Origin of the sequence: Larkinella humicola (assembly GCF_008727875.1) — a bacterium.
GTDB lineage: Bacteria > Bacteroidota > Bacteroidia > Cytophagales > Spirosomataceae > Larkinella > Larkinella humicola.
The window spans coordinates 386,941-410,987 of the sequence record NZ_VTWS01000002.1; the positions used below are offsets into that span (position 1 = coordinate 386,941).

Consider the following 24,047-nt stretch of genomic DNA (forward strand, 5'->3'; position numbering starts at 1 on the left):
AATTAGACCAGAGACAAAAGACTTTACAATCAGGCATTGAGAAATTTGTTTTCACTCCGGCCCCTCTTTGTGCCTGTGTCGCTTGTCTTTTGTCTTCTGCTTACTTCATCCAATCAAAATAAAATGTACTTCCTTTGCCCAATTCCGATTCCACCCACACCTTGCCCCCCTGCTCTTCGACCAGCATTTTCAGGATAAACAACCCGACGCCGGTGCTGCTTTCGGCCTGGGCCACGTTGGAGGTGGTGCGAAATAACTTAAAGATCGCTTCGTGTTCATCCGGTGCAATTCCCGGGCCATTGTCTTTGACGTAAAATTCGATGGAGCGGCCCCGGTCGTGGCACCCGATTTCAATGTGACCAACGGGCTTGTCATTGTATTTGATCGCATTGCTGATCAGGTTTTGAAAGATCTGATGCAGCTTGATTTTTTTGGTAGTCATAACGGGCAATCGCCCGATGATCTCGATGGAAATGTGCCGGGGCGGAAAAATCAGCAGGGCAATCTGATCGACCAGCTCGTGAACATCCACGGCTTCAACGGTTTGCTGCGCTACATTTTTCCGCGAATACTCCAGCAGGGAATTGATCATGTCGGACAGGTGAAAAGCCGCCGATTTCGCGTGGCCCACATATTCCTGAATTTCTTCGCGCGGAACCACCTCTTCCTCATTTTTCATTTCGAGCAACGACAGGGCCGCAATCATGCCCACCAGGGGCGACTTCAAATCGTGCGCGACGATGTAGACAAATTTCTCCAGTTGCTTGTTTATTTTCTCAAGCTGGAGCGCGGTCTGCTTTAGTTCCTGCTGGTAGTGATACAATTGCTCGAACACATTCACTTTCGCTTTGGTCACATTGACGTCCAGCGGTTTTTGCAGATAATCCACCGCCCCTTCGTCAAACCCTTTCAGAATATACTGCTCCTCTTTGTTGATGGCGGTAACGAAAATGATGGAAATGTCCCTGGTTTTCGGGTTGGATTTCAGAATCCGGGCCACTTCAAAACCGTCCATTTCGGGCATTTGAACATCCAGCATGACCAGACCAATCCGGTCGTTTTTCAAGGCATACCGCAACGCTTCGTTGCCCGACGTGGCCTTGATGAACGTTCGCTGGTCGTTCGCCAGCATTTCTTCGAGCACAAGCAAGTTCTCCTCGCGGTCGTCGACCAGCATGATCGTCATATCCGGAGAGTGGTTCGCTGTTACCATTCGTTTTTCAGTTAATCGTTGAGTGTGTGTAAAAAAGATGCAATGTGTTCGGGTGCCAAAACGACGGCATTCTGATTCCGGTCAATGGCGGCCTGGGGCATCACGGGATACTCGGCTGTGGCCGGGTCCTGAACGATGGCCGTCCCGCCCTGTCGAACGATGGCCAGCAACCCATCGGCACCGTCCTGGTTGGCTCCACTCAGCAGAATCGCCACCGCGCTTCCGGCGTAGGCCATCGCAATGCTTTCAAACGTGACGTCAATCGACGGTCGGCTGTAATGAACCGGCTCGGAATAATCCAGACTGATCGTCCGGTCGGCTTCAATCAGCAAATGATAGTTCTGCGGAGCCAGATAGACGCGGTGCGCCAGAATAGCCTCCTTGTCGTCGGGTTCACCAATCACAAGCCCCCGGCCTTTGCTGGTCAGGATGGTGTCCATGCTGCTGGTAACGTTCTTCAGCCGGTGCAAAACCACGAAAACCGCAAACGGAAAGTTCGCCGGCAGGGCCTGCAACAAAGCCGTCACGACCGGTATACTACCCGCCGAACCGCCAATCGCCACCACTTTACATCCGGTCATCGTTTTTCAGTTTAAGGTTTTCGGTATACGGTTTTCGGTGCGGTTCCCCGCCGAGACTGACGCATTCGAAGCCGCACGCGCCAGCGACCGAAAACTGTAAACCGTATACCGACCATTTATAACTTACTCCGGTAAATCCGAACTGCCGGACTCACGACATCGAACTGGTCCCGGGCTTCCGAAAACAGCAGCGATTCTTTCATGCCCAGCGCCAGATACCCCAGCGGAGCCAGGCTGTTGCTGAACAATGTCATGACCCGGTTTTGCAACTCCCGGTTGAAATAGATCAGTACATTCCGGCAACAAACCAGTTGAAACTCATTGAAAACCTGATCAGTTGCCAGATTATGGGTCGCAAATACGATGTTCTTCCGGTATTCCTTGTGAATAATCGCGTTCTCGTACCGGGCTGTATAATACGACGAAAAATCGTTCGTTCCGCCCGACTGAATGTAGTTGGACGTATACTCTTTCATGTTCTGCAACGGCACGATGCCCTGCCGCGCCCGCTCCAGATTGGCCGGATTCAGGTCGGTGGCATACAGGCGAGCCCGGTTGAGTAAACCCGCTTCGTGCAACAGGATCGCCATCGAAAATACCTCCTCGCCGGTTGAGCAGCCCGCATGCCAGATTTTCAGGATCGGATACGACGCCAGTTTCGGCAACACGGTATTCCTCAATTCTTTGTAAAACGCCGGATCGCGAAACATCTCCGTGACATTCACCGTCAGCGACTCGATAAACCAGGCAAAAAACCGGTCATCGTTCGTCAGTTGGTACTTCAGCTCGTAGGCCGTCAGACAGCCCGCTTTCTGCATACACCGGATGACGCGACGCTGGAGCGACGCCCGGGCGTAGTCGCCAAAATCGTAGCCATACTGCCGCCGAACCAGGTGAACGACCTCCTCCAGATCCTCCGCTGAAATGTGAATCGGCGCGGTCATGCTTTAACGGATAACCAGACGCGCATCAACGAAAATAACCGGCCGCTGTCGATCGGTTTGGTAATGTAATCCGACGCCCCCGCTTCGATGGTTTTTTCGCGGTCGCCGGGCATGGCCTTGGCCGTCAGCGCAATTACCGGCAAATGCAGCAGTTTCAAATCCGAGCGAATCCGGCGGGTGGCTTCATACCCGTCCATTTCGGGCATCATGATGTCCATCAGCACAATGTCGGTATCCGGGTGTTGCTGCAATACTTCCAGCGCTTCCCGGCCGTCGACGGCGGTCAGAACATTCATTTGCTGGTCTTCCAGCAAGGTACTCAGTGCAAAAACGTTCCGCATGTCGTCGTCCACCAGCAACACTTTTTTCCCCTGCAGGCTCTGGTCGTTGATTAAGGTCAGCGGTTTGGGCAACTCCTTCTTCTCGACTTCCTGCACTTTATACAGAAAGAGTTCCAGTTCGTCCATCAGCCGGTCGATGGCCTGCGACGACTCCCGAATCACAACGTCGGACAGTTTTTTGAGCTGCCATTCGTCCGCCGGTTTCAAATCCTTGTCCATGTAAATGATCACCGGCAGCGATTCCATCGGCATGGCTTGCCGCAGGTCTTTTAATTGCCGGACACCTTTTTCCAGATCGCCCCCCATGTCGACAATCAGGCAGTCATACGGTTCTTTCCGCAGTTTTTTCAGGGCTTCCGCATTGGTGGCGACGTATTCGCATTCCAGATCAAACTTCCGCTGTCCGATAAATTGCCGCAGCGAATCGTCGTTGAGGTAGTTGCCCGACAACACCAGCACCTTCTTGATCTGACCCTGCAAGTGGTCGCTGATCCGCTCGAATGCCTTTTCCAGATCGTCTTTTTCGACCGGTTTCCGGATGTACGCCAGCGCACTCCCGATGCCCAGTTTCGGCTCGTCGGCCGCCGACATCACGTGCACCGGAATGGATTTCAGGCTCTCGTCGTTTTTCAGCCAGTTGATAACGCTCCAGCCATCCACCACCGGCAGTTGCATGTCCAGAATAATGGCCGACGGTTTGTATTTTCGGGCGTAATAAATCCCCTCATCGCCCCGCAGAGCCACAATCGTTTTGTACTTTTTGCTGCGGGCAAAATCCTGCACAACCCCGGCAAAAATGGGGTCGTCTTCCACAATCAGCATCACTTTATCGCCTTTTTCCAGCGTATTCCGGTCGTCTTTCAACGTGTTCTGTTCAACAATTCCGTTTTGCAAACGCGGTAACGCTCCGTTCAAAGGCGTCGAAGGTGCGCTTTCTTTTTTCGGTTCGGGGGCAACGGGGCTGGGTTGATCGCCGGTTTGTGCTTCGGTCAGCGGCAAATAAACCGTGAATGTGCTCCCTTGCCCTTCTTCGCTTTGCAGCCGCATTTCGCCACCGAGCCGCTTCACCAGTTCTTTGCTGATGGAAAGTCCGAGACCCGTGCCGCCATACTTGCGGCTGGTCGAACCGTCGGCCTGCTGAAACGCTTCAAAAATAACCTGCTGCTTGTCCGGCGAAATGCCGATGCCGGTGTCTTTAACGGCAATGACCAACCATCGGTCGGCTTTCAGGAGGGGTTCGTTGGCAAAACCGTCCATCGGACGTCTGGTGTTGAACGACAACGTGACCACTCCGCGTTGGGGTGTAAACTTAAAGGCGTTGGACAACAGGTTTTTAATAACCTGCTCCAGTCGCTGTTTGGCAATAAACAAGACCGGTGGCACCGACTCGTCGACTTCGGTGATGAGGGTAACGCCTTTCTGCTCCGCCACCACGCTAAACAACTGCTCCTGATCGTAGACCATGCCACTGACCGTCGCGTTTTCGGCCACCATGTCAATTTTTCCGGCTTCAATCTTGGACAAATCCAGAATATCGTTGATCAGATTGAGCAGATCCGAACCCGATTTGTGAATGACATTGGCGTACTCGACCTGTTTGCCGGTCAAATTACTGGCCTTATTCTCAGACAGCATTTTGGCCAGAATCAGGACGCTGTTCAGCGGAGTCCGCAGTTCGTGCGACATATTGGCCAGAAATTCCGACTTGTAGCGACCGGTTTCTTCCAGCTCACGCGCCTTCAGGGCGAGCGTCTGCCGACCCACTTCCACAGCCTCATTTTTCTCTTCCAGTTCGGCGTTGATCTGCCGCAATTCTTCCTCCTGCACCTTCAGTTCTTCTTCCGATGCCTGCAAAATTTCGGCCTGCCGCGTCAGTTCTTCGTTCGATTGCCGGAGTTCTTCCTGCTGGTTTTCCAGAATTTCTTTCTGCTCCTGCACCTGTTCCAGCAAGCGGTTTACCCTTCGGCGGGCATCGGCTGCGTTCAGCGCAATGGCAATGTTGTTGGCAACGGATTTCAGCAAATCGAGTTGCGTGGGGGTCAGCGGCTGGAACGTCGCCAGTTCGATCACGCCTTTCAGTTCTTTTTTGTACCAGAGCGGTACACAGATCACCTGCCCCGGAACAGCTTTGCCGCTGCCCGACTGAATGGCCCAATAATCGGCTGGAACGTGGCTGGTCACCACCACATCAGACTCTGTTGCCGACTGCCCCACCAGGCCTTCCCCAATCGCATAATACCGGGTTGCGTGGGCCGACAGCGCAACCGATGCGTTCAGTTCCAGGTGTTGTTTTTCGTCGTCGTAGCAGTAAAAACCGCCCGCCTGAACGTCGAGGTACCGCGTCAGATTTCGCAGGACTTCCTGCGCCAGCGACTCCGATTCGCCCACTTCCTGAACCGAATCGTTTACCACCGTCATCCCGGTCAGCAGCCAGTTTTTTTCCATGCTGACCTGGTTGAGCTGTTCGACTTCTTCCAGATTCTGAACCAGCCGGGCTTCCGCTTTCTGGCGCTTATTCATCTCATACCAAAACAGATAAGAAACGACAACTCCCAGAATAAACAGAATAACCGCCCCAACACTGAAGACATAAATAGCCGTTATTACGGCTTTATCGCTTTCTTTTTCGCGGTTCGTCAGGAGCAATTCCTCCGCCCGAATCATCTCGTCCAGTGCTCTCCGGACCTGGTCCATGCGTTCTTTTTCGCCGTCGGTTACGCGGACAATATCGGCTCTTGTATAGCGCGCAGCATCATCGCCCAATCCTTTCCAGTATTGTAATAATTCCCGGATATGCCTTTCGGCTTCCACCACCCGCTCCGTCTGTTCAGGACTGTCGACCACCAGCTTTCGAATCGCGTCAGCCGATCCCTCGATTTTCCCGACGGCCTCGTAATACGGTTTTAGGAACCGCTTTTCGTTCGTGCCCCGGAAGCCCCGCCGACCGGTTTCCATGTCAACCAGCAACTGTTCCGTAATGGCAATACTTTTCAGAACCTGATAGCTGTGCCGAACCCACTGGGCTTCTTCAAACTGACTTCGAATGGTGCGGAAGGCGATGACACCCAGCACGACAAAGAGAAAAAGGGCCAGAACAATCCCGATATACAACCGGTTGGTCGACGATAATTTCATAGAGTTGAAGCGTCAAAACGGCGGGCAACAGAGGCAGAATGTGCGCGAAGTATTTTCACAAAATGAGTGGCAAACGCGAGATGTAACAATCCCGGCTCATCAGTCACACGATCCAGTTGGCATACGATTAAATCCGATTGTACAGCCATTTAATAAATTACGGAAAGGCAAAAATCGTACCGCTATTGTTACTACATTTACAAAACTGTAGATTTCATACCATTCCCTAAAGCTAGTAAGGAATTCAGTTTGTCAGACAAAGAATCATTAAAAAATATCAGACTATTGTTCCTGAAACTAGTGTTGTGTATTTTGCCGGTATCCCGATTTCGAATATGAACCCTCCAGGTGTGCAACAAACCAGAAAAACTGACTTGACTGTTCGGGTTCTGATCGTTGAAGACAATTTTATTAACCAGACATTTTTATCCACCCTCCTCCGCAAATACGGTATTCCAAGTGTGGTGGTCAACAATGGACTGGAAGCGGTGAATTTCCTGAAAAAAGAAACCGTCGATTTGATCCTGATGGACATCCAGATGCCGGTGATGGACGGCCTGACGGCTACCCAGCAGATTCGGGAAGAATTAGGCTTATCGATTCCGGTGGTGGCCGTTACGTCCAATCCGGAATTTGAGGTGCGGCCCCGGTGTCAGGAAGCCGGCATGAATGATTTTCTGGCGAAACCGATTCAAAAAAAACAACTGGAGGCCATTCTGGAGCGGTTTTTACCCCAAAAAGACGATCAAACGTCGGTGGTCGATCAAACGTATCTGCGGGAAATCACCGGCGGTGACCGCGAGTTAATCAACGACCTGATTGCTTTCTTTAAAGAAGAACTTCCCATCAACAAGCAAGCCCTGTTTGAGGCTCTGGACCAGAATAACCGCGATGAGTTCGACCACCTGGCCCACCGTTTCCGCTCATCGCTCAACTCCGTCGCCATGCTCGACATTGCTGCCGGGCTAAAGAAAATCGAGAAAAATCCGGCACTGACCGACCAGGAAGTTCGGGAAAGCCTGACGGATCTGTTCCGCCAAATTGCCGTGGGGCTGGAAACGCTCGAAGTATTGATCAAGCGGTAAGCCGGTTAAATCGATCCGCGAACAGGATATGTGGGATTGCGTAAGAAAAGAACGCTATATGTAAACCGGGTCGCCGGAGCGATGATGAATGCCAAATGTAAAAGTAGCTCCCAATCCAGCACTTTTACATTTGGCATTCATCATCGCTCCGGCGACCCGGTTTACATTCTTTTTTTTATTGAATTCTGAAGGGGAGTGAAATCCTAAACAGGTTCTACAACAGAAATTTCAGCCGAATCACTTCCTTCTCGTTCAGATACCGCCACGTACCGCGCGGCAGTTCTTTTTTGTTCAAGCCCGCGTAAACCGTCCGGTCCAGTTTCGTTACAACGTAGTCGAAATGCTCAAAAATCCGGCGGACAATGCGGTTGCGGCCGCTGTGGATTTCGATGCCGATCACCTGGGCATCCGGCGTCACAATTCCCAGATCGTCGGGTTTGATGTAGCCGTCTTCCAGTTCAAAACCGTCCCGAATCGCTTCGAAATGTTCGTTGGTCAGCGGTTTGTCGAGTTCAACCTGGTATACTTTCTTGATTTCGTTCGATGGATGGGTCAGTTTCTCGACCAGTTCGCCGTCGTTCGTCAGCAGCAGCAGACCGGTGGTGTTGCGGTCCAGACGGCCCACCGGATAAATCCGGTACGGCGTGGCGCCCGCCACCAGATCCATCACCGTGTTGCGGTCTTCCGGATCTTCCGTCGTCGTGATGTAATCTTTCGGTTTATTCAACAACACGTAGGTCATTTTCTCCGGATTCAAAACCCGGGTACCGTATTTGATGACATCCGTCGGCTGCACTTTGTAGCCCATTTCGGTCACCACTTTGCCGTTCACGCTGACGTCTCCTTTGGCAATCAACTCATCCGCATCCCGGCGCGAACAAATCCCGGCGTTGGCAACATACCGGTTCAGGCGAATCAATCCCGAGTCGGCATCGCGCGGTTTTTTATCACGGTCACCGCTGCCGGCTTGCTCACGAACTTTCTCGTGACCCACCCGCTTCGGTCGTTTGTCGCGCGAACCGCGGCTTCCCAGTGCCTGCTCCTTCATCTTGTCGATGTCGTACTCCGGTGCCCGCGAACGGCCTACCTGACGACCCCGGCTGTCTTCAATTTTACGTTTGGTGGCATCATCGCTATCGTCCCGACGTGGACGGTCATAACGCGAAGGTTGATCCTCCTGACGCGGACGGTCAAACTCCCGGCGTTCCCGGTCGCCCGGACGACGGTCCCGGCTGAATCCTTTGCTTTCGTCACGCGATTCCCGCGGACGGTCGAAATCCCGGCGTTCCCGGTCGGCGGGACGTTCATCGCGCGATCCGCGATCATCCCGGCGCGGACGGTCAAACTCCCGGCGCTCACCGCCAGACGGGCGGTCGTCCCGGCGGGGCCGGTCAAATTCCCGGCGTTCGCGCGGTTCGGCTCCGGGCTCGGTGTTGCGGTCATCGCGCGGTTCACCCTCGCGGCTCCGTTCAGGGCGCTCACCGTAGCTGCGTTCCGACCCAAACCGGCTTTCCCGGCGCTCGGGCCGGTCAGACTGCGGTCTTGAATCAGTATTCCGCGACCGGTCACCGTGCGATTTCTCACTACCAAAGCGGCTGTTGCGGGTTTCCGACTGACCGCCGTTGCGGCCATACCGGGGTTTGTCATCCCGGGAATCCGAACCGCCAAACCGGCTGCTGCGGTTATCCGGGCGGTCATCCCGGCGAAACTCTTTATTTTCATCCCGTGGTCCGCGCGGACGGTCAAAATCCCGGCGGGGTCCACCGCCTTCAAACCGGCCACCACGCGGGCTATCGCTGCGCGGACGTTCGTCCCGGTTCCGATCCGGGCGATCCGATGACGGGCCGGACGACCGACGATCATCACTGCGTTCAAAACGCGGACGATCCGGGCGCGAACCCGCGTAATTTGAGCCACCCGTCCGGGGTCGTTCCGATCGTTTATCATCAAACCGGCGTTCACCGGACGCAGGACGTTCTCCCCGCGGTTTGTCGAAACCCGGTTTATCGAAACTGCGCTCTTTACGCTCATCCTTACGGTCTCCGGAGTCCTTGCGTTTGACGACGTTGCTGTAGAATTTATTCGTCGTCTCCGTCTGACCGTAGCCTCCCGATCTGCCTTCCCGGCGGCCCTGGGGTTCTTCTCTTTTTTTGCTCATGAAAGTTGCAGTATCACTACTGTAGTTATTATAGACACTCTTGATTATCAGCCAGTTCGAAAACGCATCCTGAAATGGGCTGCAAAGTTAGCGTATTTTAATGTAACTTCTGTCTTTGTTCTGAAACGGAACACCATTTCGTCCGGAAACAATTCCTAACCTCACAACAATTCTGATTCCCCTTACCAATGGCTTCTGCAACGACTTCTATACCACCCGACTCCAAAGAACCCATCTGGAAACCTGACCGGCGCCTGATCGACCAATCGCAGATGAAACGCTACCTCGACTGGTTGTTCGTCAAGAAAGGGCTGTATTTCCGCGATTACCACGACTTGTGGGACTGGTCGACCACCGACCTCGAAGATTTCTGGCGCAGCATCTGGCAGTTTTTCAATGTCCAAAGCCACCGCGACTACCAGGACGTGATCGAAAAACCGGCTTCGGGCATGATCGGAACTCGCTGGTTTACCGGAGCCACGCTGAACTACGCCGAACACATTTTCCGCAACAAAACCAGCGAACGCCCGGCCATCCTTTTCCAGTCGGAACAACAGTCACTGACGTCGCTGAGTTGGTCGGAACTGGAACAACAGGTGACAGCCATTGCCCACTACTTACGCGAAAACAACGTCCGGCCCGGCGACCGCGTCGTGTCGGTGTTGCCCAACATCCCTGAAGCCGTCGTGGCCTTTCTGGCTACCAACAGCGTAGGCGCCATCTGGTCGAGTTGTTCACCGGATTTTGGTACGCCCAGCATCATCGACCGCTTCCGACAAATCGAGCCGAAAGTGCTCTTTGCCATCGACGGATATCACTATAACGGAAAACCGATCGACAAAACCGACGCGCTGAGCGACTTGCAAACGGCATTGCCCACGTTGAAAAAAGTGGTTTGGGTAGCTAATCTCGATCCTGATTTCGAACCGACGACCGGCCCCCGCAGCAAGTCGATTCTGTGGAATTCCGTCTTACAAACTAACACAGCGATTCCCCTGGTTTTTGAACCGGTGCCGTTCGAACACCCAATCTGGATTCTGTTTTCGTCGGGAACAACCGGCAAACCGAAGGCCATTACCCACAGCGTCGGGGGCTGTTTGCTCGAACACCTGAAAGCGCTGGCCCTGCACCAGGACGTTCAGCCCGGCGACCGGTATTTCTGGTACTCCACAACGGGCTGGATGATGTGGAATTATTCGGTGGCATCGCTGCTGGTCGGGGCCACGCTGGTGATCTACGACGGTTCGGCGGGGTATCCAAACATGGACGTACTCTGGAATCTGGCCGAGCGCGCGCGGGTCAATCATTTCGGAGCAGGAGCCGCGTATCTGCTGGCCTGTATGCGGGCGGGGCTGTCCTACGTCGGAAGTTCAAAGTTAGTTCACCTCAAAACCATCGGCTCCACGGGTTCGCCCCTGCCGCCCGAAGGCTTCCGCTGGGTGTATGAATCGGTCAAAAAAGACGTCTGGCTGGTGTCGCTCAGTGGCGGCACGGACATTTGCAGCGGTTTTGTCGGCGGTTGTCCGCTGCTACCGGTTTACGAAGGCGAAATTCAGTGCCGGATGCTGGGGTGTAAACTCGAATCGTTCGACGAAAACGCGAAACCGATCCGCAACGAACTGGGCGAAATGGTGATTCTGGAACCCATGCCGTCGATGCCGATCTATTTCTGGAATGACAACCACAACGATTCTGCGGGTAACCAGCGCTACAAATCCAGCTACTTTGACCAGTACGACGGCATCTGGCGGCACGGCGACTGGATCAAAATTACCGACCGAAAAACCGTCATCATCTACGGTCGCTCCGACGCCACGCTCAACCGCGACGGCGTTCGGATCGGCACGAGCGAGGTGTATAGCGCCGTCGAGAGCGTTCCCGACGTAGCCGACAGCCTCGTGGTTTGCCTCGAACTCCCCGGCGGACGGTATTTTATGCCGCTCTTTGTGGTGCTCAAAGGCCAGACCACCGATCCGGCGACCGAACTCAACGCGGAAATGGCGCAGCGAATCCGTTTGGCACTCCGGACGCAATACAGCCCCCGGCACGTTCCCGACGCCATTTTTCAGGTACCGGAAATACCGTATACGATCAGCGGGAAAAAAGTGGAAGCGCCCGTTAAAAAGATTCTGATGGGCATCTCGCCCGAACGGGTGACGAGTCGCGATACGCTCCGGAATCCGTCGGCACTGGATACTTTTATTCTGTTGGCAGACAGTATGAAATCTGATTTATTGGTGAAATAGGAGAGTCGGAATAAATTCTATATCTTTCATTCAGTTTCGGCAAACATTTTGCCCGTATTTTATCGTTATGCAGTAAGTGCTCACGGACTTCCGGGCGGTCCGGTTTTGTGCGTATTATTCGAGTAAACTAGTATCAACAACCTATAGAATGTTTTGCGGACGACTGTCCGTGGGTACGACTATGAGAGAACCTGAACGCGAAAAAATTCAGAACGACAAGGCGACCGTCCGGTTGCCGATGCTCCTGGGCATCACGCTGGCAGCCGGCGTATTGATCGGCGCTACGTTTTTTAGTGGCGGAAAAAGCCTCAACAACATCGGACGCGGGTATTCAAAGTTCAAGGAAGTTCTTCAACTGATTGAGAATAACTACGTTGACTCGGTCAACACGGACGATCTGGTGGATTATTCCATATCCAAAATGCTGGAGAAACTGGATCCCCATACCACCTACATGAACCCGACCGATGCCGTGGCCGCCCGCACCCAACTGGAAGGTGGTTTTGACGGGATCGGCGTCGAATTCAACATTTATAAAGACACGGTTTATGTCGTAACGCCGATGGCCGGTGGCCCGTCCGAAACCGCCGGGATCTTGAGTGGTGATAAAATCATCAAGGTCGACGAGACCGATATGACCGGTAGCAAACTGGACAATGCCCTCGTTTTCAAAAAACTGCGTGGTAAAAAGGGTTCATCCGTCAAATTATTCGTTCTGCGCAAAGGCGAGAAGAAACCGCTGACGTTCACGGTGCAACGCGACCGGATTCCGACCTATTCCGTCGATGCCGCTTACATGATTGATAATAAAACCGGGTATATCAAGGTAAACCGGTTCTCGGAAACGACCTATGACGAGTTCAAGAAAGCCCTGGGAAGCCTGAAGCAAAAAGGCATGAGCCAGATGGTGCTCGACCTGCGCAACAACCCCGGCGGCTACATGGACCGGGCCACGAGTCTGGCCGATGAGTTCATTTCGGGCGACAAACTGCTGGTGTATACCGATGGCAAGGATGACCGCTACGACCGCCAGACCAAAGCCCGCATTGCCGGTCAGTTTGAAGAAGGCCCGGTGATCGTGCTGATGGACGAAGGCAGCGCGTCGGCGTCGGAGATTGTGGCCGGTGCCTTGCAGGATCAGGACCGGGCGCTGATTGTCGGACGGCGGTCGTTTGGCAAAGGGCTGGTGCAAATGCCGGTCATGCTGTCCGATGGTTCCGAATTGCGGCTGACGATCTCCCGGTATTACACGCCAAGCGGCCGGAGCATTCAGAAACCGTATGTGGCCGGTCACGGTGAAGATTACGAAAAAGAACTGGAAGCCCGTTCGAAGAGCGGGGAATATTACATTGCCGACAGCATCAAGAACAACGCAAAATACAAATTTAAAACGTCGGGTGGCCGGACGGTTTTCGGAGCTGGTGGCATCACACCTGATGTGTTCGTACCCCGCGATACGCTGTTCATGACCAAGTATCTGATTCAGTTGTTCAACAAAAACATTGTTCGGGAACAGGCGATGGAATACGCCAACGATCACCGCAAACAACTGGAAAAAGACGGTTTTAGCAGCTACAAGAAGAATTTCGTGATCACAGACGCCATGCTGAAACGCCTGACCGACGACGCCACGGCGCAGGGCATCAAGTTTAACGAAGCCGAATACAAGCGGTCGAAGAAATACATCCAGACGCAATTGAAAGCCTACATCGCACAGTATGCGTGGCGGCAGGGCCACCGCGACGGTCTCAACAACGAATTCTTCGAAATGCTGTCGGAGGGCGACGAAACGTACAAGAAAGCCCTGACCCTCTTCGATCAGGCGCGGTTACTGGAAAAAGGCGGGTATGCTTCCCACAAATAATAAAACCGGGCGGGGTCATTCCCGCCCGGTTTTTTATGTCCAACAGGCCAACTCCTTTTGGCTTACTTCATCATTTTACTGAGCTTGCCCGACGACTGCATCTGATTCATTTTCTTCATCATCTTCCGCATTTCGTCAAACTGTTTCAGCAGGTTGTTCACTTCCTGAATCGACGTACCGCTTCCGTTCGCAATCCGTTTTTTGCGGTTTCCGTCGATAATATCGGGGCGTTCGCGTTCGATGGGCGTCATGGAGCCAATGATGGCTTCGATGGGCTTGAACGAATCGTTATCGATATCGACATCCTTCATCATTTTGCCCATGCCGGGAATCATACCGATGAGGTCTTTGATGTTCCCCATCTTTTTGATTTGCTGCAACTGCCCCCGGAAGTCGTTGAAATCGAACTTGTTCTGACGCATTTTTGAGCTAATGCGCTTGGCTTCGTCTTCATCAAAAGCCTGTTGCGCCCGCTCAACGAGTGAAATCACGTCACCCATGCCCAGAATCCGGCTGGCCATCCGGTCGGGGTAGAAGATGTCCAGAGCTTCCATCTTCTCGCCCGTACTCATGAACTTGATCGGTTTCTGGACGACGCCCCGAATCGAGAGTGCGGCCCCACCGCGGGCGTCACCGTCGAGTTTGGTCAGCACCACGCCGTCGAAGTTCAGCCGGTCGTTGAAGGTCTTGGCCGTATTGACCGCATCCTGCCCCGTCATCGAATCCACCACGAATAGCGTTTCCGACGGATTCAGGGCTTTTTTGAGGTTTTCCACCTCTTTCATCATCACCTCATCCACGGCCAGACGACCGGCGGTATCGACGATGACGACTTTCTTGCCGGTTTTGCGGGCGTGCGCCAGGGCGTTCTGGGCAATCTCGACGGCATTTTTGTTTTCCGGTTCGGCATAAACCTCCACACCCACCTGCTCGCCCAGCACTTTCAACTGGTCGATGGCGGCCGGGCGGTAAATGTCGCAGGCCGTTAACAGCACGTTGCGGCCCTGTTTTTTCAGGAAAGCTGCCAGTTTGCCCGAGAACGTCGTTTTACCGGAACCCTGCAAACCCGCAATCAGGATGATGGCCGGATCGCCTTTGAGGTTGATGCCTTCGGCCTCGCCCCCCATCAGTTCGGTCAGTTCTTCCTGAACGATCTTGACGAACAGTTGCCCCGGCTCAACGGCGATCAGCACCTTGCGGTCGAGGGCTTTCTCCTTGACGCGGTCGGTAACCTCTTTGGCAACTTTGTAGTTTACGTCGGCGTCGGTCAAGGCCCGGCGCACTTCCTTAACGGTCGCGGCAACGTTGATTTCGGTAATCCGACCCTGTCCTTTTAAGGTCTTGAAAGCCTGATTAAGCTTATCCTGAAGATTTTCAAACATGATTCGATGCTTATTTACCTCTGATTATCGCTGGTATTCTCTGATTAGCTCTGTGTAATAGTTGGCCCAATTTTCACACAGAGTTGATCAGAGAATATCAGAGGGAATCAGAGAATTGCAAAGTTAATGAATTTTAGGAGAGGGAGGAAATACCTGTTTGGTTGGTTAACGCTGACTTAATCGCAAATCTATCGTCTAAAGAGATATTAAAATGCGGCAATGATGAATGGAAGGCTACTCAAGCAAATTTCTGAAGTACGAATCAAAGAAGCGGCTGTCTTGTTATCAACAAAAAACTATTGTGGTGCCTATTATTTGGCTGGATATGCCATAGAATGTGCGCTGAAAGCCTGTATCGCTCAAAAGACAAAAAGACATGATTTTCCGGATAAGAACTTTGCCCAAAAATGCTATACCCATGATTTAAAAGAATTGGTAAAACTAGCAGATTTAGAGGCACAACGACTAAATTTGGAAAAGCACAACAGCACCTTCGCTACCAATTGGACCATCGTGAAAGACTGGAACGAAAGTAGCCGGTATCGAATGATTACAAAAGCCGAGGCTAAAAATTTACTTGATTCAGTAACCGACCCGATTAGTGGAATATTAATATGGATACAGCACTATTGGTAAATAAACAACTGGAAGAAGGAAAGAAACTTCTCGAAAAGCTGGATGCATCGGGTGCTTCCATTCCGGTTGCTCTCTGGATTAATCTTCCGGATACCGAAAATTGGCGTTTATTGTTTGCCATGAAAGGTATTGATCGGGACGGATCAAGAATGGCCTACACTAAAATATACAAGGTCATCAAGGAAAATGAAATCGACCTTTCATTGGGTGATGTATCAGTCATTGATACGCATAATACGTTGTGCCGTCAATTGAAACACATGATCCATACTGAACCCGGAATCAGTAACATTCCATTTTTTGGCAACTACATACACGGTCAGCGGTTTCCTGATTCGGTGCTTTATCGGGTAAATTGATAGACCATACCCTATTGCCCAAACACCTGCGGTTTTCACAACAACAACCCATGCCAGCCTTCCCGCAACTTATTTACCGCGCGGTGCAGCAGATTGCCGACGGACTGGTAACTGAGTCCCATGACTTCAGCAATTTTATCGTTCGGCAGAGCTGCAAAAAACTTCAGGTGAACGGCTTCCTGCTGGCGGTCGGTCAGGGTTTTCAGGAGCGTATCCAGGCGGCTGCGCTGATAGGCCGATAATTCCGTTCGGATCAGTTCGTCTTCGAAGCTCTCGGACTGAAGAAAACCGTCGGCCATCCCGTCTTCAAAAGGCTCTGTTTGGCCCCTTCGGAGGGCATCTTTATACAGTTTCCGGCGTAACGATTTGAACAGATACACCCGCACATACTCCGTCTGCGCAATGTTTCGGCGGTAGGCCCAGAGTTCCACAAACAAGTCCTGTATGCAATCTTTCAGCAAATCAGCGTCGCGGGTGAACTTAAAACCGTAGTGGTGCAACGGGCGGTAGAAACGCCGGATCAGCTCTTCAAAAGCCACTTCGTCCCCCATTCGAACCTGATTCCACAGATCCGGGTCCGGTATCGTTTCTTTCATACGGACGGAGAATTAAGCATACAACTGAATCAGTTCACGAAGATAACCCAAATGCCGTTCTTCTCAAAAAGTAGTAGTTTATCCGTAAAAATTTGCAGCAAGCTGCGAAAATGAGTGACTTTCACAGCCCCAACCCCCTAAAGGCCGGTCGGCCGGTGCCGGGCTTTTCATCCGGCTTCTTAAGCCCGGCACCGGCCGACCGACCTTTAGGAGGTTGGGGGCAATTCAGCAAAAAAAGTTAACGTCCTTGGGTATGAACTCCCAAAACCGTTCTATCTACCTAAACAAGACCGGAGAACTCACCCCGTTACATGCAGGCGTATCATTCCTACAAAGCCGAAGACTTTCTGACCGACGATTCCTTCATCGCCTGGGTTTACAACCGCGACGCAGCGGCTTCGGCTTTCTGGTCCGGCTGGATGGCGCAACCGCAGCCGAACCGGGCGGAAGCCCTGCTTGCCAAAGACATTCTGGAAGCCCTGAATCGGGCGGAAACGGAAGTGACCGAGGCCACCCTCACGCACGAAACCGGGCAGATTTTACGGCGGGTCAGCCAGCAGTCGGAAACCCGTAAACTTCCGGTTTTTCGGAGATCCTGGTGGCTGGCGGCCGCAACCCTCCTTGTGTTGCTGGGTGCAGGCTGGCTGGTGTGGCGGATTCCCCAAAAGTCCCAACTGCTGACGAGCCTGTTGCCGGATGCGCGGCCCAAGGACGGCGTCGTGGAGCAGGCCAATCGCACCAGCAAACCGGTTCGGGTGACGTTGCCGGATGGCAGCACGGTTCGGCTCCAGCCCAACAGCCGGATTCAGCACGTCGCCGGTTTTGGACAACAGGTTCGGGCCGTCGTGCTGACGGGGGAAGCATTTTTCGACGTGGTTCCCAATCCGAAAGTGCCATTTCTGGTCTACGCCCGCGACGTGGTGACGCGCGTAGTCGGAACCAGTTTCACGGTGAAAGCCTACGACGATCTGCCGCAGGTGACGGTGGCCGTGCGAACCGGACGCGTGACGGTGTATTCCCGAAAAGAACTGGAGCAACAGCGCAACGTGGAAAAACCGGAGGTGACCGGCGTGGTGCTGACGCCCAATCAGCAGGTGGTTTTTAACGCGAAACAGGAGATTTTTCGCAAGGAACTGGTCGAAAATCCGGCCTATATCGCTAAAAACGCCACTGCGATTTCCTTTGAATTTGACGACGTTCCGCTTACCGAAGTGTTTCGGCGCATCGAGGAAACGTACGAAATCGACATTGTATACAATGAATCCCTCCTGCAAAAATGCAGCCTGACAGCGTCCCTGACCGGTTTGTCGCTGTATGAACAGCTTCGTTTGATCAGCAAATCGCTCCAGGGTTCCTACGAAGTAACCGATGGAAAAGTCCTCATCCTGGCAACCGGATGTGGCGAATAAACCTTAATCAGTACCAATGCGACACCTTTAGTTTATAAACCATGAAAAAACGACTACCAACCCGACCGTTTGGGTCTTACCTCCGTCGGATGACGTACCTGCTCCTGCTGATCACGGTCAGCCACGCCGGTTTTTCGTTCAACCCGGATCAGGCCACGAAAGAATTGCTCAGCCAGCGCGTCAGTTTACAACTGAAAAACAAATCGCTGAAACAGGTTTTGGCCACGATTGAAAAGCAGGCCCAGGTCAAATTTGTTTACATCCCGCAAAACATCCGGGTCGACCGCGACCTTTCCGTGACCGCGACCAATGAGCTGCTATCCGGTGTGCTGGAACGCCTGTTTACGCCCCTTGGCATCACGTATGAAGTAACCGAAAACCGCATCATTCTGACCAAAGGCAAGACCAGCGACCTGCAACCCATCGAACCCGCCACCACCCTCTCGACCGTTGATCAGGCGGTTTCGGGAACGGTCTCCGACGACAAAGGCGAGGGCTTGCCGGGCGTCAGCATCACCGTCAAAGGCACCACGCAGGGAACGACCACCGACGCGCAGGGGGCATTCAAGCTCAACGTGGCCGATGGCAATGCGGTGCTGGTTTTCAGCTTCGTGGGCTATGCCAAACAGGAAATTACCGTTGGCACCCAGAGTGTCCTTACGGTTCGTTTGATGCCCGGCGACCAGACGCTGAACGAAGTGGTCGTGACCGCCCTGGGGATCAAACGCGAGAAAAAAGCGCTGACCTATGCCGCCGGTGAAATCAAAGGCAGCGATCTGGCGCAGGCCAATGTGACGAACCTGGGTACGGCTTTGTCCGGGAAAGTATCGGGAGTTCAGGTCACCTCGTCGGCGGGTGGGATGTCCGGTTCGTCGCGGATCGTGATTCGGGGCAACTCGTCGCTGTCGGGCAACTCGCAGCCGCTGTACGTGATTGACGGCGTTCCGATCGACAACTCCAACCGCCGGGCCATCAGCTCGTTTCAGTTGCAGGGCGGTCTGGACGGCGGTGATGGTATTTCCAACATCAACCCCAACGACATCGAATCCATGACCATCCTGAAAGGCCCCAACGGTGCGGCTTTGTACGGTCAGTTGGGTGCCAACGGGGTGGTGATTATCACGACCAAATCCGGTCGGCGGAATCGGCGGCCTTCCATTCAGTACAGCGGCAGTTATTCCGTCGGCAACGCGCTCGTCAAACCGGATTATCAGAACGAATACGGACAGGGTTACAACGGCCAGTTTACGTTTTACCGGCAGGCCAACGGCGTCGTTGTACCATTCAATGCAGCATTAACGGGTGGTGTGCCTAAGCTCAGTGCGGGCCGGAATCCGACGACACGCGGAAGCTGGGGACCTAAAATGCAGGGGCAAACCGTCGAAGACATGTGGGGTGATACGGTGAGTTATTCGCCCATTGCTGACCCCTATTCGGCTTTTTTCCGTCCGGAAAAACAGGCCATGAATACCGTGAGCGTCGATGGCGGGGGGGAGAAAGTGAACTATTATTTTTCGCTGACCAACCTGACCAACGACGGTTTTACGCCCACCAACAAGCTGAACCGTAACTCGGTGACGGTAAAACTTTCGGCGGACATTGCCAAAGGACTGAACCTGGATACGAAAGTCAATTACGTCAACCAGTTTGTGAATAACCGCCCGTATGTGGGTGACGACGGTCTGAACCCGGTTTACCGGTTTTTGTACGTTCCCCGTAGCCTGAACATGGACGGTTTGAAGCGGTATGAATACTCGGCCAAGGACATTCGCTATTCGCAGGACCTCGGCGGCAACGGGTATTTTGTCGGCGGTGAGAAAATCTTTGAGAGTAATTCCGTGACATCCAACCCGTTCTGGACCATCAACAACACGCACAACGAAGATACCCGCGACCGCATCATTGCCTACGCCAAGCTCAATTACGAGTTTATGAAGGGCGTCAACCTGCAGGTGCGCTACGGAACGGATTTGTATTACGAACGCCAGTATGGCTGGAAAGCCGTCGGAACGCGGATCTCGCAAACCGGGGATGTGTTTGAGAATGTGGAGTTTAGCAAAACCGAAAACGTGGACGCCTTGCTGATGATCAACAAAGAAGTCGGCGACTTTTCAATCAACGCCAACTTCGGGGCGAATCACCTGAGCAACAAATACCGGATTACGGGCAATACCGGCACGCAATTGAGCATACCGGGCTTGTATGCCGTGGGTCGGACGGTGTTGAACACGCCCCGGCTGGGGGTTTCCGAATCCATCATCAACTCGGTGTATGGGCAGGCCAGCGTCGGTTTCCGCAATTACCTGTTCCTCGACGTCTCGGCACGAAACGACTGGTCGTCGACCTTACCAATCTCCAACAGCTCGTTTTTCTACCCATCGGTCGGGTTGAGTTGGGCCGTAACGGATGCGATTCCGCTGAACATTCCGGCGCTGGATTACTTCAAACTCCGGGCTTCCTACGCGCAGGCCGGCCGTTCAGGCGATCCGTATTCGACCACGGGCTATTACGGCCTGAATGCCAACACGTTCCTGAACCAGCCGCTGGCGACCTACACCAGCACAATTGTGGACCCGAACCTGAAAAACGAACTAAAAACGTCGTACGAAGCCGGGGCGGAACTACGGTTTTTCAAAAACCGCCTGAACCTGGATTTTACGTATTATCATTCCGTAACGAGCAACCAGATTTTACCGATTGTCATCTCGCAATCAACCGGTTACAGCAGCAAACTGACCAATGCCGGACGGATCGAGAACAAGGGAATCGAATTCCTGATTGCCGGAACGCCCATCAAACTGGCGAACGGTTTTGCGTGGGATGCCGGTTTTAACTTCTCCGCCAACCGCAACAAAGTGCTTGAACTGATCGACGGCGTGAACGAAATCGTGGTCGGTTCCGACCGCAACATCCGGGTTGTGGCCGCGCCGGGACAACCCTACGGCCAGTTGAAAGCCGCTGATTATGCCTGGCTCAAAGATGCCAATGGTAACCGGCTGATCGATGACAAGGGATTGCCCATTGTCCAGAGCATCGGAACCGTATCCATCGGTAATGCCACCCCCAAATGGATTGGCGGCTTTACCAACAGCTTCTCGTTCAAAGGCTTATCGCTGAGTAGCCTGATCGACATTCGGCAGGGTGGTCAGATTTTCTCGCAGGGACGCGTGCAGGAAGCCGCTTACGGTACGTCCAAACGGACGCTGGAAGGACGCGAAGGCGGTTTGATTGCCGCCGGGGTGAAAGCACGCCGGGAAGGCAACCAGTGGATCAGCACGGGTCAGGCCAACGACATTCCGGTGACGGCACAGGCCTACTGGAACCGCGTGGCTTCGGACAAGGGTTTCGCGGTGGCCGAAGAATTTCTGTACGACGCCAGCTACATTGCCATTCGGGAATTGCGGCTTTCCTACCAGCTTCCATCGGCTATTCTCAAAAACAACAAGGTGGTTCGGGGCGCATCGCTGGCAGTCTATGGCCGGAACCTGGGCTACATCGAGCGGCATACCGACGGTTTTTCACCGGAAAATTCATCCATCAACGTCAACTCCGGAACGATGGGCATGGAACAACACTCGCTCCCGTTGCTGCGAACCATTGGTGTAGACCTCAACCTGAACTTCTGATCGGAACCCAAACGGCATCACAATCATGAAACGATTCTCTAAAAAAATACGCTTTTCGGTACTGGGTTTGCTCCTGACGGCATCGGCCTGTACCAACAACTTCGAGGAAATCAACATCTCTCCCACCCAGCCCCGCAGCGTTCCGGCCGAGTACCTGTATTCGCAGGCGCAACTCAGCGGTTTTCTGGCCGATGGCACCAACTGGTGGCAGGTCGGTTCGTGGGTACAGCAGTGGGCAAGCGGCTCATTATCAGCCCCTTCGCAGTATCTCGAAGACCGCGATATTTACGAAACCAACAACTGGACGGCCCATTATGAACTCATTAAGAATCTGTCGCAGATTCGGAATCAACTCCTGAAAGGCCAGGAAGCTACGCCCACCGGCCGGACGAAACTGGCCATTGCCAAAATTACGGAGATTTATTTCTGGCAACGCATGACCGATTTCTGGGGCGACATTCCGTATACCCAGGCCGGTTTGCCCGACGACAACCTGATCCTGCTGCCGAAATATGACAAGCAGGAAGACATTTACAAATCCCTCATCACGGAGCTGGATGCGGCTGTCGCCCAACTGACGGCCACGGATGTGTCGTATGGCAACGCGGATTTTGTGTACAAGGGCGATGTTACCAAATGGCGCAAGTTTGCCAACTCGCTGAAACTCCGGATGGGCATGCGGCTCCGTTTTGCCGATGCCGCCCTGGCCCGCAAAACCGTCGAAGAAGCTCTGAAAGCTCCGTTGATCGAAAGCAACGCCGACAACGGGGCCATGCCGACGGTGACGCAGGACGGCAATCCGTTTGGTTACCACCCGATTATTGGCGGTTACAATGGTAGCAAGGAATTGAACCAGATGGGGGCTCCGTTTATCGATATGCTGCTGGCGAAGAACGATCCGCGTCTGCCGCGCATTGCCGAGCCAACCGAAAACTCGAAAAAAGCTGGCAAACCGATTTACCGGGGCCTGGGCGTTGCCCTGGGCGGAAGTGTCATCATCAACCGCGACGACTATTCGTACGGTAACATTGCCATTTACAACGACCGGAAAGCCACCTTCCCGTACGTTTTTCTGGCGTATTCCGACAACCTGTTTTTCAAGGCCGAAGCGGCCTTGCTGGGCTGGGGCGGACTGACGCCGGCGCAGGCTGAAGGCTTTTACCAGGCCGCCATTCGGGCCACGATGCAGATTCAGCCGTATGCCATCGCCGAAACCGCCATTACGGAATACATTGGTCGGGAAGGTAAACTGACGGGCACCGAGGAACAGCAGTTGGAGCAGATCATGAACCAGAAGTGGATCAGCCTGTTCATGCGGCATTACGAAGCCTATGCCGAATGGCGACGCACGGGCTACCCCAAACTGAAACCCGGTCCGAATCCCGGCACGACCAACGGCCAGATTCCGCGCCGGGGGGTGTACTCCAGCACCGAGCGGCTCCGAAATGCCACCAACTACAACGAGGCTTCGTCGAGAATGGCCAACGGCGATACGTATTTGAGCAAGGTCTGGTGGGATAAGCGGTAATCTTTCTTTGAGAGTAAAGAGCATTGACAAGAGAGTAGAGACGTTTCGCGCAGTCTTTACTCTCTTGTCTCTTTTCTTTTGTCTTAAAACCCTTTTTATCTTTGCGTTCAGGTTAACAACTCCGGAATTTGAACGCGGTTTTTCACAGGAAACGATGGGTCTGGCTGGTGTATCTCCTCATCGCGTTGACCGTGGTGCTGGTGACGAACGATACGCCGTTCCGCGAGCGAATCTGGCTGCCGAGTTTCTACACCGATGTGCTGTTCGCCCTGGCCTACACCTTTGCCATAGGCTGGTACCTGAACCGGGTGACGGAAAAACTGAATCAAAAATACCCCTGGACCACCAACCGACCGAACCGGGTCCGGTGGCAGGTGCTTTGGGGCATTGCAATCCCCCTGCTCGTTCTGGTGGTTCTGGAGGTCGTTTACGTCCGGTTTTTCCTGCAACTGCGCCCGAATTTTAGCTCCCTTTTTCTGACCGAATTACCCCTCTCCGCCACGTTCTTGTTGCTGCTGAACATGCTGCATTCACTGGTTTCGCTGCCCGCTCCCGCCCAGCCGATCCCGCTTCCGGTTTTGGAAAAACCGCAGATGGCACCGTCGTTTCTGGTCAGCACAGGACACACCCAAAAACCGGTGTTGATGGATGACATTGCCTACTTTATCATCCTCGACAAAGTGGTTTATCTGGTCAGCATCCGACAGGAAAAATTTGTGGTGTGGGAAACGCTGGACGAGGTCATGGAGAAGGTCGATGCCACCCGGTTTTTCAAGCTGAATCGCCAGGTCATCGCCCAGATTCGCAGCATCGAGTCCGTCGAACAGACGCCTACCCGAAAACTGCTCGTGACGCTCTGCCCGCCCATTCCGGAAGCGGTGTATGTCTCCAAAGACCGGGCCACGGTTTTTCTGACGTGGCTGGGGAAATAGCCGTCCGTTTCA

16 protein-coding genes are annotated in these 24,047 nt (G+C 53.4%); 9 read left to right on the plus strand and 7 right to left on the minus strand.

Translation table 11 applies throughout. The features are described from left to right. Positions 1-100: 100 nt before the first annotated feature. The 4 genes from F0P93_RS09525 to F0P93_RS09540 all read right to left on the minus strand — a co-directional run bounded on the left by F0P93_RS09525 (position 101) and on the right by F0P93_RS09540 (position 6,214). Positions 101-1,213, minus strand: a complete 1,113-nt coding sequence (locus F0P93_RS09525) for a sensor histidine kinase (RefSeq protein ID WP_150876137.1) — start codon at positions 1,211-1,213, stop codon at positions 101-103. Between the two features lie 11 nt (positions 1,214-1,224). Next, complete coding sequence (locus F0P93_RS09530; RefSeq protein WP_150876138.1) at positions 1,225-1,794, minus strand: chemotaxis protein CheB; 570 nt, start codon at positions 1,792-1,794, stop codon at positions 1,225-1,227. A gap of 116 nt (positions 1,795-1,910) precedes the next feature. Beyond that, complete coding sequence (locus tag F0P93_RS09535; protein ID WP_150876139.1) at positions 1,911-2,738, minus strand: CheR family methyltransferase; 828 nt, start codon at positions 2,736-2,738, stop codon at positions 1,911-1,913. Next, a complete protein-coding gene (locus F0P93_RS09540) occupies positions 2,735-6,214 on the minus strand; it encodes a response regulator (RefSeq protein ID WP_150876140.1) in 3,480 nt (1,159 codons plus the stop codon). The genes F0P93_RS09535 and F0P93_RS09540 overlap by 4 nt, the downstream gene beginning before the upstream one ends. 374 nt (positions 6,215-6,588) lie before the next feature. On the opposite strand from F0P93_RS09540, the gene F0P93_RS09545 reads away from it, so the two are divergent. Continuing rightward, positions 6,589-7,299: a response regulator gene (locus F0P93_RS09545; protein WP_191908767.1), complete on the plus strand. Its 711-nt coding sequence runs from the start codon at positions 6,589-6,591 to the stop codon at positions 7,297-7,299. A 214-nt stretch (positions 7,300-7,513) separates the two neighbouring features. On the opposite strand, the gene F0P93_RS09550 is transcribed toward F0P93_RS09545, so the two are convergent. Beyond that, positions 7,514-9,457 (minus strand): pseudouridine synthase, encoded by a 1,944-nt coding sequence (locus F0P93_RS09550; protein ID WP_150876142.1) that lies wholly within the window; start codon positions 9,455-9,457, stop codon positions 7,514-7,516. Positions 9,458-9,645: 188 nt separating this feature from the next. Here F0P93_RS09550 and F0P93_RS09555 point away from each other — a divergent pair, with 188 nt between their 5' ends. Beyond that, positions 9,646-11,703 carry an acetoacetate--CoA ligase gene (locus F0P93_RS09555; RefSeq protein ID WP_150876143.1) on the plus strand — a complete coding sequence of 686 codons (2,058 nt, stop codon included), beginning with the start codon at positions 9,646-9,648 and terminating at the stop codon, positions 11,701-11,703. Positions 11,704-11,884: 181 nt separating this feature from the next. Continuing rightward, a complete protein-coding gene (locus F0P93_RS09560; protein WP_225309427.1) occupies positions 11,885-13,567 on the plus strand; it encodes a S41 family peptidase in 1,683 nt (560 codons plus the stop codon). A gap of 62 nt (positions 13,568-13,629) precedes the next feature. Here the strand turns inward: F0P93_RS09560 and ffh are convergent, their stop codons facing one another. Continuing rightward, complete coding sequence (gene ffh / locus F0P93_RS09565; protein WP_114404068.1) at positions 13,630-14,949, minus strand: signal recognition particle protein; 1,320 nt, start codon at positions 14,947-14,949, stop codon at positions 13,630-13,632. Between the two features lie 219 nt (positions 14,950-15,168). On the opposite strand from ffh, the gene F0P93_RS09570 reads away from it, so the two are divergent. Next, positions 15,169-15,585, plus strand: coding sequence for a HEPN domain-containing protein (locus F0P93_RS09570; RefSeq protein ID WP_150876145.1), 417 nt, complete (start codon positions 15,169-15,171; stop codon positions 15,583-15,585). Continuing rightward, positions 15,564-15,944: a hypothetical protein gene (locus tag F0P93_RS09575; protein ID WP_133299737.1), complete on the plus strand. Its 381-nt coding sequence runs from the start codon at positions 15,564-15,566 to the stop codon at positions 15,942-15,944. The genes F0P93_RS09570 and F0P93_RS09575 overlap by 22 nt, the downstream gene beginning before the upstream one ends. A gap of 35 nt (positions 15,945-15,979) precedes the next feature. Here the strand turns inward: F0P93_RS09575 and F0P93_RS09580 are convergent, their stop codons facing one another. Continuing rightward, positions 15,980-16,540, minus strand: a complete 561-nt coding sequence (locus F0P93_RS09580) for an RNA polymerase sigma factor (protein WP_150876146.1) — start codon at positions 16,538-16,540, stop codon at positions 15,980-15,982. Between the two features lie 311 nt (positions 16,541-16,851). Between F0P93_RS09580 and F0P93_RS09585 the strand changes: the two genes are divergently transcribed. The 4 genes from F0P93_RS09585 to F0P93_RS09600 all read left to right on the plus strand — a co-directional run bounded on the left by F0P93_RS09585 (position 16,852) and on the right by F0P93_RS09600 (position 24,035). Continuing rightward, entirely contained in the window at positions 16,852-17,949 is a 1,098-nt protein-coding gene (locus F0P93_RS09585) for a FecR family protein (protein ID WP_150876147.1), read from the plus strand. Between the two features lie 41 nt (positions 17,950-17,990). After that, positions 17,991-21,575, plus strand: a complete 3,585-nt coding sequence (locus F0P93_RS09590; RefSeq protein ID WP_150876148.1) for a SusC/RagA family TonB-linked outer membrane protein — start codon at positions 17,991-17,993, stop codon at positions 21,573-21,575. Positions 21,576-21,600: 25 nt separating this feature from the next. Then, a complete protein-coding gene (locus tag F0P93_RS09595) occupies positions 21,601-23,103 on the plus strand; it encodes a SusD/RagB family nutrient-binding outer membrane lipoprotein (protein WP_150876149.1) in 1,503 nt (500 codons plus the stop codon). Between the two features lie 167 nt (positions 23,104-23,270). Beyond that, on the plus strand, positions 23,271-24,035 hold the full coding sequence (locus tag F0P93_RS09600; protein ID WP_150876150.1) for a LytTR family DNA-binding domain-containing protein: 765 nt from the start codon (positions 23,271-23,273) through the stop codon (positions 24,033-24,035). Positions 24,036-24,047 lie beyond the last annotated feature (12 nt).